Origin of the sequence: Mycobacterium simiae, assembly GCF_010727605.1 — a bacterium.
GTDB lineage: Bacteria > Actinomycetota > Actinomycetes > Mycobacteriales > Mycobacteriaceae > Mycobacterium > Mycobacterium simiae.
The window spans coordinates 1301659-1315667 of the sequence record NZ_AP022568.1 but is presented as its reverse complement, the minus strand read 5'-3'; the positions used below and the strand labels follow the sequence as shown (position 1 = coordinate 1315667).

At 68.7% G+C, this 14009-nt stretch carries 8 protein-coding genes and 1 pseudogene; 6 read left to right on the top strand and 3 right to left on the bottom strand.

Annotated elements, in window-relative coordinates:
• On the bottom strand, positions 1–786 hold the full coding sequence (locus G6N33_RS05980; RefSeq protein WP_044510129.1) for an alpha/beta hydrolase: 786 nt from the start codon (positions 784–786) through the stop codon (positions 1–3).
• 80 nt (positions 787–866) lie between these two features.
• Here G6N33_RS05980 and G6N33_RS05975 point away from each other — a divergent pair, with 80 nt between their 5' ends.
• The 4 genes from G6N33_RS05975 (at position 867) to nudC (ending at position 9374) form a co-directional block, all read left to right on the top strand.
• Positions 867–3989 (top strand): ATP-dependent DNA helicase, encoded by a 3123-nt coding sequence (locus G6N33_RS05975; protein ID WP_101528665.1) that lies wholly within the window; start codon positions 867–869, stop codon positions 3987–3989.
• On the top strand, positions 3989–7291 hold the full coding sequence (locus tag G6N33_RS05970; protein ID WP_163771477.1) for an ATP-dependent helicase: 3303 nt from the start codon (positions 3989–3991) through the stop codon (positions 7289–7291). The genes G6N33_RS05975 and G6N33_RS05970 overlap by 1 nt, the downstream gene beginning before the upstream one ends.
• 89 nt (positions 7292–7380) lie before the next feature.
• Positions 7381–8451, top strand: a complete 1071-nt coding sequence (locus G6N33_RS05965; protein ID WP_044510130.1) for a potassium channel family protein — start codon at positions 7381–7383, stop codon at positions 8449–8451.
• On the top strand, positions 8451–9374 hold the full coding sequence (nudC, locus tag G6N33_RS05960) for an NAD(+) diphosphatase (RefSeq protein WP_044510131.1): 924 nt from the start codon (positions 8451–8453) through the stop codon (positions 9372–9374). The genes G6N33_RS05965 and nudC overlap by 1 nt, the downstream gene beginning before the upstream one ends.
• A gap of 36 nt (positions 9375–9410) precedes the next feature.
• On the opposite strand, the gene mrx1 is transcribed toward nudC, so the two are convergent.
• Positions 9411–9665 carry a mycoredoxin Mrx1 gene (mrx1, locus tag G6N33_RS05955; protein ID WP_044510132.1) on the bottom strand — a complete coding sequence of 85 codons (255 nt, stop codon included), beginning with the start codon at positions 9663–9665 and terminating at the stop codon, positions 9411–9413.
• 166 nt (positions 9666–9831) lie between these two features.
• Here mrx1 and G6N33_RS05950 point away from each other — a divergent pair, with 166 nt between their 5' ends.
• Complete coding sequence (locus tag G6N33_RS05950) at positions 9832–11940, top strand: ATP-dependent DNA helicase UvrD2 (RefSeq protein WP_163771760.1); 2109 nt, start codon at positions 9832–9834, stop codon at positions 11938–11940.
• 395 nt (positions 11941–12335) lie between these two features.
• A complete protein-coding gene (locus G6N33_RS05945) occupies positions 12336–12605 on the top strand; it encodes a WhiB family transcriptional regulator (RefSeq protein WP_044510133.1) in 270 nt (89 codons plus the stop codon).
• On the opposite strand, the pseudogene G6N33_RS05940 reads toward G6N33_RS05945, so the two are convergent.
• Positions 12602–13946 (bottom strand): annotated as a pseudogene (locus G6N33_RS05940) (macrolide-binding ATPase MABP-1). The gene G6N33_RS05945 and the pseudogene G6N33_RS05940 overlap by 4 nt on opposite strands.
• Positions 13947–14009 lie beyond the last annotated feature (63 nt).

Here is a 14009-nt window from a genome sequence, read left to right as displayed (position 1 = left end):
TCAGCGCGCCTGCAACAGCTTGCGGATCAGCGCGGCTACTTCGGTCGGCTTCGCGCCAGCCACCATGTGGTTGCACTCGAAGGTCAGCGCCTCGAAGTCAGAGCCTAAGCGGTCCTGCAGCCCCGCAACAAGCTGGTCGCTGACGTAGGGCGGGGTCGTCCACGCAGCGCGCACCAGCACGGTCGGCGTTCCCGCCGGCGGATACACCACCGGACGGGCCATCTGGCTCCAGTACGACAGCACCGCCGGCACGCTGATCCGCCAGCGGTAGCGCCCACTCGGCAGCTGGATCAGGTGCTCGTCGAGTTCGGCGTCGAGCGCGGCGGGGTCCACGTCCGCCCAAGAACCCGTGGCCTTTTCCGCGCGCGCCTCGGCGGGATCGGGATAGTCGGGCGAGGCAAACATGCGCTCGGCGATGTCACGCATCCAGGCGCCGTCCAAACCAACCGCCGGGTCGAGCAGCAACAGCGCCGACACCAGGTCCGGCCGGGCGGCCGCCAGGTGCATGGCCAAACCCCCGCCGAAGGAGTGCCCGACGACCAGCACCGGGGCCTCGGCCACGTCGTCGAGCAACGTGCTCAGTGCGGCGACGTTGGCGTCGATGGTCCACGGCGCGTCCCAGGACGATCTGCCGTGGCCGATCAAATCCGGCGCGGCGAAGGAGATCTCGGGCAGGTATTCACTCAAGTGCTTCCAGCGCTCGCCGTGGCCGGTCAGCCCGTGGAGGGCGAGAAACTGAATCGGGGCGGCGGGTCCGAATTGGTGCACGTGCAGATCGGTGGTCACGCCTCGATGATGCCAGGGTCGGCCGACACCCCTGGTCGTAACCGGGCCGGCTTGTCAGACCCTCGTGATGTTATGCCGGTATGTCGTTGACCTGGGGTGCCGAGGCGGGCGCGGTGCTGGTGCCGCGCACCCGCGGCTTGATCCGCATTCTCGGCGGTCCGGGCACCGGGAAGAGCAGCCTGCTCGTCGATGCCGCGATTGCTCAGGTTGCCGCGGGTGTAGACCCGGAATCGGTTCTGCTGCTTACCGGCTCGGGCCGGATTGGGACGCGGGAGCGCAGCGCGTTGACGCTGGCGGTGCTGCGCGCCACCGGCGTGAGCCGATCGGCGGTCCGCGAGCCGCTGGTCCGCAGCGTGCACAGCTACGCCTACGCGGTCTTGCGTCGCGCCGCGGAGCGGGCCGGTGACCCGCCGCCGCGGCTGGTCACCAGCGCCGAACAGGATGCGATCATCCGGGAGTTGCTGGCCGGGGACCTCGAAGACGGTGCCACCGGGTGGCCGCCACAGCTGCGGCCCGCGTTGAGCACCGCGGCGTTCGCCAGCGAACTGCGAAACATGTTGGCGCGCTGTGCCGAACGCGGGGTAGACCCGCAGGAGTTGCAACGCCTCGGCCGGTTCGCCCGCCGGCCGGAATGGACCGCGGCGGGTCGATTCGCGCAACAGTACGAGCAGGTGATGCTGCTGCGCTCGGCGGTCGGAACCGCGGCGCCGCAGGCGACGACGCCGGCGATGGGTGCCGCCGAACTCGTCGGTGCTGCCCTGGAGGCCTTCGCGGTCGACACCGAGTTGCTGACCGCCGAGCGCGCCCGGATCCGGGTCCTGTTGGTCGACGACGCGCAGCAACTCGACCCGCAGGCGGCCCGCCTGGTCCGGGCGCTGGCCGCCGGAAGCGAATTGGCGCTGCTGGCCGGGGATCCCAATCAAGCGGTGTTCGGCTTCCGGGGTGGCGAGCCGGCCGGCCTGCTCGATGGCGACACGCCCGCGGTGACACTGACCGAATCGCATCGGTGTGCGCCCGCGGTGGCGCGTGCCGTCAGCGGCGTGGCGCAACGGCTGCCGGGCAGCAGTGCGGGCAGACAGATCACCGGCACCGGCGCCGAGGAGGGATCGCTCACCGTGCGCGTAGCGGCGTCGGCGCATGCGGAGGCCGCGTTGATCGCCGACACGCTGCGGCGCGCCCACCTCGTCGACGACGTGCCTTGGTCGCAGATGGCGGTGATCGTGCGGTCGGTGCCACGTGCCGGCGCCCGGCTGCCAAGGGCGCTGGCCGCGGCCGGGGTACCGGTGGCCGCGCCGGCGGTCAGCGGGTCGTTGGCCGAAGAGCCCGCCGTACGGGCGATGCTCACCGTGCTGGCCGCGACCGCCGATGGACTCGACGGCGACCAGGCGCTGGAACTGCTGAGCGGGCCCATCGGTCGTGTCGACCCGGTTTCGCTGCGGCAACTGCGCCGGGCGTTGCTGCGTGACCAATCCGCGGGCGCGTCAGCAACTCTCGGCGACATGGTGGTGGCCGTGCTGCGCGCCGAGACGCTCCCCACCGCGGGCTCCCGCGCCCTCAAGCGGGTGCGTGCGGTCCTGCAGGCGGCCGCGCGCTGCCACGCCGACGGTCAAGATCCGCGCTACACACTGTGGGCGGCGTGGCAGCAGTCCGGTCTGCAGCGTCGTTGGTTGGCGGCTAGCGACCGTGGCGGCGCCGCGGGCACCCAAGCCACCAGGGACCTCGATGCGGTGACCGCGTTGTTCGATGTCACCGACCAATACGTGTCCCGGACGCCCGGCGCGTCGTTGCGGGGTCTGATCGAGCACGTCGCGGCGCTGCAGGTCCCGGGCGGCACGACCGAGCCCGCGGCGACGCCGGAGCAGGTTCGAGTACTCAGCGCACACGCCGCGCTGGGGCACGAATGGGACCTGGTCGTGATCGCCGGATTGCAGGATGGCTTGTGGCCCAACACTATTCCGCGCGGTGGTGTGTTGGGCACCCAGCGACTGCTCGACGTCGTGGACGGGGTGTCGGCGGACGCCTCGGTCCGGGCGCCGCTGCTGGCCGAGGAACGCAGGTTGCTGCTCGCTGCGATGGGGCGGGCTCGGCGCCGATTGCTGATCACCGCCGTCGACAGTGATGCCGGCGGTGCCGACAACGGGGCCGCGCTGCCATCGCCGTTCTTCTTCGAGGTCGCCCAGTGGGCCGATGATGACGCAGCTGCGCGTTCTTGTCAGCCTGTTTCGGCACCGCGAGTGCTGTCGTCGCCGGCGCTTGTCGGTAGGTTGCGCGGTGTCGTCTGCGCCCCGCCCGATGCCGTGGACGACGACGCTCGACGTTGTGCGGCTACGCAATTGGCCCGGCTGGCGCAGGCCGGCGTGCCCGGCGCCGACCCGTCCGGCTGGCACGGGCTGACCGCGGTCAGCACCAGCGATCCGCTCGCCGATGCCGGCGCTGCCGTCACCTTGACACCGTCGACGCTGCAGACGCTCGGCGACTGCCCGCTGCGCTGGCTGGTCGAACGACACGGCGGAACCAACCCGCGCGAGCTGCGATCCACGCTCGGGTCGCTGTTGCACGCCGTGATCGCCGAACCGGGCCGAACCGAGGCCGAGATGGTCGCGGAGTTGGAACGGGCCTGGCAGCACCTGCCGTTCCAGGCCCGTTGGCACTCGCAGAACGAGCTGACCCGACACCGTGCCATGATCGCGGCGTTCGTCGAGTGGCGTGCCCGGACGCGAGGCGAGCTGACGGAGGTCGGCGTCGAGGTCGATGTCGACGGCGCCCTGAAGACGCCGCGCCAGGGCGGTGGCGAAGTCCGGTTGCGCGGGCGGGTCGACCGGCTGGAACGCGACGGGGCCGGGCGGTTGGTCATCGTCGACGTCAAGACCGGCAAATCGCCCGTCAGCAAGGACGACGCGCAACAACACGCGCAGCTGGCGATGTACCAGTTGGCCGTGGCTGAAGGCTTGATGCCGGAAAGCTCACTCGACGCCGAGCCCGGCGGCGCACGGCTGGTCTACATCGGCAAGACGGGTCCGGCCGGTGCGACCGTCCGCGAGCAGGACCCGTTGACGCCGGCCGCCCACGACGAATGGCGTGAGTTGGTCAAGCAGGCGGCCGACGCCACCACTGGCCCGCAGTTCGTCGCCCGGCGCAACGACGGCTGCTCACACTGCCCGCTGCGGCCATGCTGCCCCGCCCATCTCGAAGGGAGTCCCTGATGACCCCGCAGCCGCGCTACAGTCCGCACGAATTGGCTTCTGCGCTAGGTCTTTTCCCGCCTACCGAAGAGCAGGCCGCCGTGATCGCCGCGCCGCCGGGTCCGGTGGTCGTGATAGCGGGGGCGGGTGCCGGAAAAACCGAGACGATGGCCGCGCGGGTGGTATGGCTGATCGCCAACGGTTACGCCGATCCCGGCCAGGTGCTGGGGTTGACGTTCACCCGCAAGGCCGCCGGTCAACTGTTGCGCCGGGTCCGGTCCCGGCTGGCCAGGCTGTCCGGCATCGGCCTGGGCATTATCGGATCCCCCGACACCTGCGCACCCACCGTCAGCACCTATCACGCGTTCGCCGGGTCGCTACTGCGTGAGTACGGCCTCTTGCTGCCGGTCGAGCCAGACACCCGGCTGCTCAGCGAAACCGAGCTCTGGCAGCTGGCCTTCGACGTGGTCAACGGGTACGACGGGCAGCTGAGCACCGACAAGACACCGGCCGCGGTCACCGCGATGGTGCTGCGGCTGTGGGGACAGCTCACCGAGCACCTGGTGGACACCGATCAGCTTCGCGACACGCACCTGGAGTTGGAGCGGTTGGTGCACGCCCTACCCGCCGGCCCCTACCAGCGTGACCGCGGGCCCAGCCAATGGCTGCTTCGGCTGCTGGCCGCCCAGACCGAACGCACCGAACTGGTGCCGCTGCTCGACGCATTGCAGGAACGAATGCGCGAGGCGAAGGCGATGGACTTCGGTGGACAAATGGCGGCGGCTGCCCGGCTTGCGGTGAACTGCCCGCAGGTCGGAGCGGACCTGCGCAGCCGCTACCGGGTGGTGCTGCTGGACGAATACCAGGACACCGGCCACGCCCAGCGGATCGCGCTGTCGGCGCTATTCGGCGGCGGTGTCGACGACGGACTCGCGCTCACCGCTGTCGGCGATCCCATTCAGTCGATCTACGGCTGGCGCGGTGCCTCGGCGACCAACTTGCCGCGGTTCACCACCGACTTCCCCCGCTCCGACGGGACGCCGGCGCCGGTCCTGGAACTGCGCACCAGCTGGCGTAACCCGCCTAGCGCCCTGCACATCGCCAACGCCATCTCGGCGGATGCGCGTCGCCGATCCGTCGCAGTGCACGCGCTGCGACCGCGGCCCGATGCCGCACCCGGCACGGTCCGCGTCGCGTTGCTGGCCGACGCGCAGGCCGAACGCGACTGGATCGCCGATCACCTGCACGAGCGTTACCAGCGGGTAGCGGCCGACGGCGTCAGCCCACCGACCGCGGCGGTGCTGGTGCGCCGCAACGCCGATGCCGCGCCGATCGCCAAGGCACTGCGCGCGCGGGGCATCCCGGTCGAGGTGGTCGGTTTGGCCGGACTGCTGTCGGTTCCCGAGGTCGCCGACCTGGTGGCCATGCTGCGGCTGGTCGCGGATCCCACTGCCGGCGCCGCGGCCATGCGGGTGCTGACCGGTCCGCGCTGGCGACTGGGCGGGCGAGACGTCGCCGCGTTGTGGCGGCGGGCGCGGGCGTTGTACGCGGCACACCCGGCCGCCGAGTCCTCCGCCCAGGCAATCGCGCTGGCGGCCAGCCCGTCCCGCATCGACGACACTGCATGTTTGGCCGACGCGATCGACGATCCCGGACCCGCCAGCGCGTATTCAGTCGCGGGATATCAACGCATTTCGGCATTGGCCGGCGAGCTGACCGCCTTGCGTGGCCATTTGGGGCATTCGCTGCCCGACCTGGTCGCCGAGGTGCGACGCACGCTGGGGCTGGATTGCGAAGTCCGCGCCGCCGCGGGTCACCGCGCTTGGGCCGGGGCCGAACATCTCGACGCCTTCGCCGACGTGGTCGCCGGTTATGCCGAGCGCAACAGCACGCCGGAGCGCCACAGCGCGGCGGCCGCTTCGGTGATGGGTTTGCTTGCCTACCTGGACGTGGCCGAGACCGTCGAAAACGGTTTGGCGCCTGCGCCGTTGGCGGCGGCCCGGGACCGGGTTCAGGTGCTCACCGTGCATTCGGCGAAGGGCCTGGAGTGGGAGGTGGTCGCGGTGGCCCACTTGTCCGGCGGAACGTTTCCGTCGACCGCGTCGCGCAGTAGTTGGCTCACCGATGCGGCCGAGCTGCCGCCGCTGTTGCGCGGTGATCGCGCCTCGGCCGGCTCGTTGGGCATCCCGGTGCTCGACCTGTCGGACGTCACCAACCGTAAGCAGCTGTCGGACAAGATCTCCGAGCATCGCCGCAGTTTGGAGCAGCGGCGCATCGACGAAGAGCGCCGGCTGTTGTACGTCGGCATCACCCGGTCCGAGGACACGCTGCTGGTCTCCGGCCATCACTGGGGTCCCACCGGGATCAAACCCCGCGGGCCGTCGGAATTCCTCTGTGAGCTCAAAGACATCATCGACCGGTCGGCTGGGGTCGGCGATCAATGCCCAGTGGTCGAGCAGTGGGCGCCGGCGCCCTCCGATGGAGAACGAAACCCGTTGCGCAACAACGTTATCGAAGCGGTATGGCCCGTCGATCCGCTGGCCGACTGCCGCGCTGACGTCGAGCACGGGGCGGCGCTGGTGGCGGCGGCGATGGCTGTGGGCGCGCCGCAACACTGCGTCGACATCGAAGGCTGGGCCACTGATGTCGACGCGTTGCTGGCCGAGCGTGCGCGTTCCGAGCGGCGGACCGCCCGCGTGCTGCCCAGCCAGCTGTCGGTCAGCGGCCTGGTGGATTTGGCCCGCGACCCCGACGGCGCGGTGCAGCGGCTGGTGCATCGGCTGCCGACCCGGCCCGATCCGCATGCATTGTTGGGCAATGCCTTTCATTCCTGGGTGCAGCAGTTCTACGGGACGGAGGCGCTGTTCGATTTGGGCGATCTGCCCGGCGCGGCGGACTCGGAGTTCGGCCACACCGACGAGCTGGCCGCACTCCAGGCGGCGTTCACCCGATCGCCGTGGGCAGCGCGCACACCGATTGCCGTCGAGGTGCCCTTCGAGATGGCCATCGGGGACACGGTGGTGCGCGGGCGTATCGACGCCGTCTTCGCCGAACCCGACGGCGGGGCCACCGTGGTGGACTGGAAGACGGGGGAACCTCCGCGGGGACCGGAAGCAATGCGGCAGGCCGCCGTCCAGCTCGCGGTCTACCGCTTGGCGTGGGCCGCGCTGTCCGGATGTGCGGAGTCCTCGGTGCGGACCGCGTTCCACTACGTGCGTACCGGCGTCACGATCAGCCCGGCCGAACTTCCCGACGCGAGCGAGCTCGCCGGGCTCGCCCCGGCTGGCAGGGTGACGACGCAGGTGAGCGATGGCGGGGTCTGAGCCGATCGAGTGTCTGCCGACCGCGGATCGTGGTTACATTTGATTCGTGGGTGTTCCATGCGGTGCGATCAAACCGATGACGGACCAGCGTGGCCAAAGGTAGCTGGCGGCGGCTGCGGCGCCTCGATGAGAGGTTGACCGTCCAGCCCAGTTACGCCCTCGTCGGCGTGCTGCGCATTCCGCAGGGGCATGCCAGTCCCGCCCGCATCATTTCGCGCCGGGTGGCGATCGCTATCGCCGCATTGTTCCTCGGCGCCATTACCGTCTACCTGGATCGCGACGGCTACCACGACGCGCAGGGCGACCGCCTGACGTTTCTGGATTGCTTGTACTACTCCGCGGTGACGCTGTCGACGACCGGCTACGGCGACATCACGCCGATCTCGGAATTCGCGCGCGCAACCAACGTCTTGATCGTCACGCCGCTGCGTATCGCGTTCCTGATCTTGTTGGTCGGTACCACGCTCGAAGTCGTCACCGAAACATCGCGCCAGGCGTGGAAGATTCAGCGTTGGAGGAGCAGAGTGCGTAACCACACGATCGTGATCGGCTACGGCACCAAGGGCAAGACCGCCGTCGCGGCAATGCTTGCGGACGACGTGCCTCCGGGAGAAATCGTCGTCGTTGACACCGACCAGCCGGCACTGGACCGCGCCGCGTCCGCCGGCCTGGTCACCGTCCACGGCGATGCGACGAAATCCGATGTGCTGCGGTTGGCCGGCGCCCAGCATGCGGCCTCGATCATCGTCGCGTCCAGCCGCGACGACACCGCGGTGCTGGTCACGCTGACCGCCCGCGAGATCGCGCCCAAGGCCAAGATCGTGGCCTCCATCCGCGAGTCCGAAAATCAGCACCTGCTCGAGCAATCGGGGGCGGACTCGGTGGTGGTCTCTTCCGAGACGGCGGGCCGATTGCTGGGGCTGGCCACCACGACCCCGAGCGTCGTGGCGATGATCGAGGATCTGCTCACTCCGCAGGAGGGTTTGGCCATCGCCGAGCGGGAGGTGGAAAAGAACGAGATCGGCGGATCGCCGCGCCATTTGCGGGACATCGTCCTCGGTGTGGTGCGAGACGGGCGTCTGCTGCGCATCGGCGCGCCCGAGGTGGACGCCATCGAGGCGAGCGACCGGCTGCTCTACGTCCGAAACGCGGAAAGCTAGTGGATTTTCAGCTGCGGAGTGTTCCGCTGCTCTCGCGCGTCGGCGCGGACCGGGCTGATCAACTGCGCACCGACGTCGACGCGGCCACCGCCGGATGGGCAACCGCCGCGCTGCTGCGGGTGGATTCGCGCAACCAGGTGCTGGTGGCCGACGGCCGGGTGGTGCTCGGCGCGGCGGCTGAACTGGGCGACAAGCCACCCACGGACGCGGTTTTCCTGGGCCGCATCGACGACGGTCGGCATGTGTGGGCGATCCGGGGAGCCCTGCAGGCGCCCGAAGACCCCAATGTGAAAGCGGAGGTAGTGAACCTGCGCAGTCTCGGCCCGATCTTCGACGACACCAGCAGCCAACTGGTGTCGTCGGCCGTTGCGTTGCTGAATTGGCATGAAAGAGCACGCTTCAGCTCGATCGACGGCTCGCCCACCAAGCCGGCTAGGGCGGGCTGGTCCCGCGTCAACCCGGTTACTGGGCATGAGGAATTTCCGCGCATCGACCCGGCCATCATCTGCCTGGTGCATGACGGGCGTGACCGCGCGGTGCTGGCCCGCCAGGCGGTGTGGCCGGAGCGGATGTTTTCGCTGCTCGCCGGATTCGTCGAAGCCGGCGAGTCTTTCGAGGTCTGCGTGGCCCGCGAGATCCGTGAAGAGATCGGTCTGAATGTGCGTGACGTCCACTACTTAGGTAGCCAGCCGTGGCCGTTTCCGCGGTCGCTGATGGTCGGGTTTCATGCGCTGGCTGACCCCGACGAGGGGTTCTCGTTCAATGACGGCGAAATCGCCGAGGCGGCGTGGTTCACCCGCGACGAGGTGCGCGCCGCCCTGGCAGCCGGTGACTGGGGTAGTTCGTCGGAGTCGAATCTGCTTTTGCCCGGGTCGATTTCGATCGCACGAGTGATCATCGAATCTTGGGCGGCACTGGACTAGGTGGCCAAGCGCCTCAGCATCAGGTCGGGAAGCGCCTCAGCCGGACACGGCGGCCAGCTTTGCCTTGACCTCGGCAGCGCTGGGATTGGTCAGGGTCGACCCGTCGGCGAACTTCACTGTTGGCACCGTCCGGTTGCCGCCGTTGACCGAACTGACAAATTCCGCGGCCGCTGGGTCGTGTTCGATGTCGACTGCCTCATAGGCGATGTTGTTGGACTTGAGCACGGTCATGAGCCGGTGGCAGTAGCCACACCATGACGTCGTGTAAACGGTGATCGGAGCGCTGCTCATAAGTCGATAACGTAGCCGGGCGGCCATGCGTTCCATACCCAGGGCTCCGAGACTGAGTACACCTGCAGCGGTTTTGGGGCCGGCCGTGGCCAGTCCGAGGACACCCGCGGCGGGTCGGCGTGGCGACACGCCCGATTTGTCGGCCACCGCTGCCAAGATGGACGGCATGCCGGCGGTGGCCGACCCGTTGATCGCGGGACTGGATGACGAGCAGCGTGAGGCCGTGCTCGCGCCGCGCGGGCCGGTGTGTGTCCTGGCGGGGGCCGGAACGGGCAAGACCCGCACGATCACCCACCGCATCGCCCAGCTGGTGGCCAACGGACACGTTGCGGCCGCGCAAGTACTTGCGGTCACGTTCACCCAGCGCGCGGCGGGGGAGATGCGGTCCCGGCTGCGGTCGCTGGACGCAGCCACACACAACGGGGCGGGCGTCGGTGGGGTGCAGGCGTTGACCTTTCACTCGGCCGCCCACCGCCAGCTCCGTTACTTCTGGCCTCGGGTGGTCGGTGACACCGGCTGGCAACTGCTGGATACCAAATTCGCCGTCGTGGCCAGGGCGGCCAGCCGCAGCAGGCTGAATGTCAGCACCGACGACGTGCGTGATTTGGCCGGCGAGATCGAGTGGGCCAAAGCGTCGCTGATCACGCCCGAGGCGTATCCGGCCGCGGTGGCCGCTGCCGCCCGGGACATTCCACTCGACGCCAACAAGATCGCCGAGATCTACGCCGCCTACGAGGCACTCAAGACGCGCGACGAATCGGTGACGCTGCTCGACTTCGACGACCTGTTGTTGCACACCGCGGCGGCGATCGAGAACGACGTCGCGGTCGCCGAGGAGTTCCGCGACCGTTACCGCTGCTTCGTCGTCGACGAGTACCAGGACGTCACGCCGCTGCAGCAGCGAGTGCTGTCGGCCTGGCTGGGCGATCGGGACGACCTGACGGTGGTCGGCGACGCCAATCAGACCATCTATTCGTTCACCGGTGCCTCGCCGCGATTCCTGCTCGACTTCTCGCGGCAGTTTCCCGATGCCACGGTGGTGCGCCTGGAACGTGACTATCGCTCCACCCCGCAGGTCGTCTCGCTGGCCAACCAGGTGATCGCCGCCGCACGAGGGCGCGTCGCGGGCAGCAAACTACAACTGTCCGGTCAGCGTCCGCCGGGCCCGGTGCCGTCGTTTCACGAGCACCCCGACGAAGCCGCCGAAGCTGCCGCGGTGGCCAAGACGATCGGCGGGCTGATCGAATCCGGCACTCCGCCATCAGAGATCGCGGTGCTCTACCGTGTCAACGCCCAATCCGAGATCTACGAGGAAGCGCTGACCGAGGCCAATATCGCCTACCAGGTTCGCGGCGGCGAAGGGTTTTTCACCCGCCAGGAAATCAAGCAGGCGCTGGCGGCTCTGCACCGCGCCGCCGAGCGCGCGGACGGCAGCCCCGCGACGACGCCGCTGCCCGACGTCGTCCGCGCGATTCTCGAACCGCTCGGGCTCACCGTCAAGGAACCGGTCGGCACCCGGGCCCGCGAGCGCTGGGAGGCGCTCAGCGCGCTGGCGGAACTGGTCGACGACGAGGTGGTGCAACGGCCCGAGCTGGATTTGCGCGGCCTGGTGGCCGAGCTGCGGATCCGGGCCGACGCGCGGCACCCACCGGTGGTACAGGGGGTCACTCTGGCGTCGCTGCACGCCGCCAAGGGGCTGGAGTGGGACGCGGTATTTCTGGTCGGATTGGCCGACGGCACCGTGCCCATCTCGCACGCTTTGGCGCACGGGCCGGAGAGCGAACCGGTCGAGGAGGAGCGCCGTCTCCTCTACGTCGGAATCACTAGGGCCCGAGTGCATTTGGCGCTCAGTTGGGCGTTGTCGCGCAGTCCGGGCGGAAGGCAGAGCCGAAAGCCGTCGAGGTTCCTCAACGGCATCGCGCCGCAAGCCAGCGTGGCGGCGGGAGCAGGCAAACCCCGGCGCAAACCGGGCGCTTCGCGATGCCGGATCTGCAACAGCAACCTGACCACCCCGGCGGCCGTCATGCTGCGGCGTTGCGAGACATGCAGCGCCGACATCGACGAAAAGCTGTTGTTGCGGCTCAAGGAGTGGCGGCTGGACGTCGCCAAGGAACAGAAGGTGCCCGCGTACGTCGTGTTCACCGACAACACCCTGATCGCGATCGCTGAACTGCTGCCCGACGACGAGACCGCCCTGATCGCGATTCCGGGCATCGGCGCGCGCAAGCTCGAGCAGTACGGGGCCGATGTGCTGCAATTGGTACGCGACCGATAGGCCCGAACGCGCAGGTCAGAAAATCGGTTGTCAGTTTCGGCTGCTAACATCTACCCTCGGAATCGCGTTTACGCTGTCGAGTGCTCAAGAGGAGGTGACCGCGATGATCAACGACACGTTCGGACTCGCCGTGGCTGACGCCGCGCTGACTGCGGGCACCCTCCACACCGCCAACGCCGCCGCCGTACCGGCGGCCGGTGCTAAGCATCGCGCCGCCGCGACTGACGCGTCCGTGGATCGGAGACATACGTAGCCGCTACGTAACCGCCCACTAATGGCCACGGACCCGAAGTCAAGGATCCGTGGCCGTCGTTTTTGGGACTGAGTAATCGAGCCCGCAACCTGGTCCGGATCACCGAAGAGGACACCCCAACCAGGAAGCAGGTGAGCAGGACATGTCGACACTGACAGTCCCTAGACAACCGCAGCCGGTGTTGCCATGTCACGCCGGCGATCCCGATCTCTGGTTTGCCGAGACCCCGGCCGACCTGGAGCGCGCCAAGACGCTGTGCGCGGATTGCCCGGTGCGGCGGCAATGCCTGACGGCGGCGCTGGACCGCGCCGAGCCGTGGGGGGTGTGGGGCGGCGAGATTTTCGACCGCGGCGCGGTCGTGAGCTATAAGCGCCCACGCGGGCGTCCGCGCAAGGCCACCGTCGCGGCCTAGAGGGCGGCGGCGTCGGGCTCGGCGAAGCCAGGAACCAGCTCTTCGGACAGCTTCTTGATCGGCACGCGAGCGTCCAGCTGGCACAGAATGGCCGCCACCGACATGATCACCCGCATCGGGATCACCAGCTTGGGGGGTAGGTCCATCTGGCGGGCCGTCTTGATCTGCGACACCGACCGATCGATCTCGATGGTGGACATCTTCTGCAGCCACTTGCGGTTGTAGTGGAACACCTCCACCTCGACCGGCTCGACGTACTGGCGGAGCATGTCGTCGATGTCGCGCACCGAAACCTGCTGGCCCTTTTGGATGAAGCCGGCCTTTTCCATTGTCGGCAGGAGCAGGTCGTAGTTCTTTTCGCGGGCCAGCCGAATGGTCATCCCGAGCTCGACCGGAAAACCGCCCGGCATGGGCGCGACGGCACCGAAGTCGATGACCGCCATCCGGCCGTCGGGTAGCAGCATGAAGTTGCCCGGGTGCGCGTCGCCGTGCAGCATTTCCAGCCGGCGCGGCGCGTCGAAGGTGAGCTCGAGTAGCCGCGTGCCGATCAGGTCCCGTTGCTCGCGGGTTCCGTCGCGGATGATCTCGGCCATCGGCACGCCCTGGATCCACTCTTGGACGACGACTTTGGGCGCACTGGCCACTACCCGGGGCACCGCGAAGTGCGGGTGGTCGCGGTAGGCCTTGGCGAACGCGCGCTGGTTGTCGGCTTCCAGTCGGTAGTCGAGTTCCATTTCGGTGCGTTCGATCAGTTCGTCGACCACGCCTTGCACGTCGGCGCCCGGGGCCAGCTGCTTGGCCACCCCGACCAACCGCTGCATCGTCTTGAGGTCAGCCCGCAGCGCCTCGTCCGCGCCCGGGTACTGAATCTTGACGGCCACCTCGCGACCGTCCGACCACACCGCCTTGTGCACCTGTCCGATGCTGGCCGAGGCCACCGGGGTGTCGTCGAACTCGCTGAATCGGTCCCGCCACTTGGTGCCCAGCTGCGCGTCGAGCACTCGGTGCACGCGGTCGGCCGGCAGCGGTGGGGCGTCCTTTTGCAGCTTGGTCAACGCTTCGCGATACGGCTCCCCGTATTCCTCGGGGATCGCGGCTTCCAATACAGATAGGGCCTGGCCGACCTTCATTGCCCCGCCCTTGAGCTCACCGAGCACGGTGAACAATTGATGGGCGGCCTTTTCCAGCAACTCGGCCTGGACTTCGTCTTTCGACTTGCCGGTCAGCCGCTTGCCGAAGCCGAGCGCGGACCGCGCCGCAAAGCCGACCGGAATGCTGGCCAACTTGGCGTTCCGCGCCGCCCTGCCCCGTTTGATGTCTGCCACAACCTCCATCATCCACGACCGCCCAGCCCTCTCGAGGTTGATCTAGACAACAGTGCGACGCCGGTGCGACCGGTGGTCA

Excerpts from the sequence above, each read along its gene's own strand:
- G6N33_RS05975 (WP_101528665.1), top strand. The coding sequence starts at position 867 with ATGTCGTTGACCTGGGGTGCCGAGGCGGGCGCGGTGCTGGTGCCGCGC.
- G6N33_RS05970 (WP_163771477.1), top strand. The coding sequence starts at position 3,989 with ATGACCCCGCAGCCGCGCTACAGTCCGCACGAATTGGCTTCTGCGCTA.
- mrx1 (WP_044510132.1), bottom strand. The coding sequence starts at position 9,665 with ATGAGCAGCGCTCCGATCACCGTTTACACGACGTCATGGTGTGGCTAC.
- G6N33_RS05950 (WP_163771760.1), top strand. The coding sequence starts at position 9,832 with ATGCCGGCGGTGGCCGACCCGTTGATCGCGGGACTGGATGACGAGCAG.
- G6N33_RS05945 (WP_044510133.1), top strand. The coding sequence starts at position 12,336 with ATGTCGACACTGACAGTCCCTAGACAACCGCAGCCGGTGTTGCCATGT.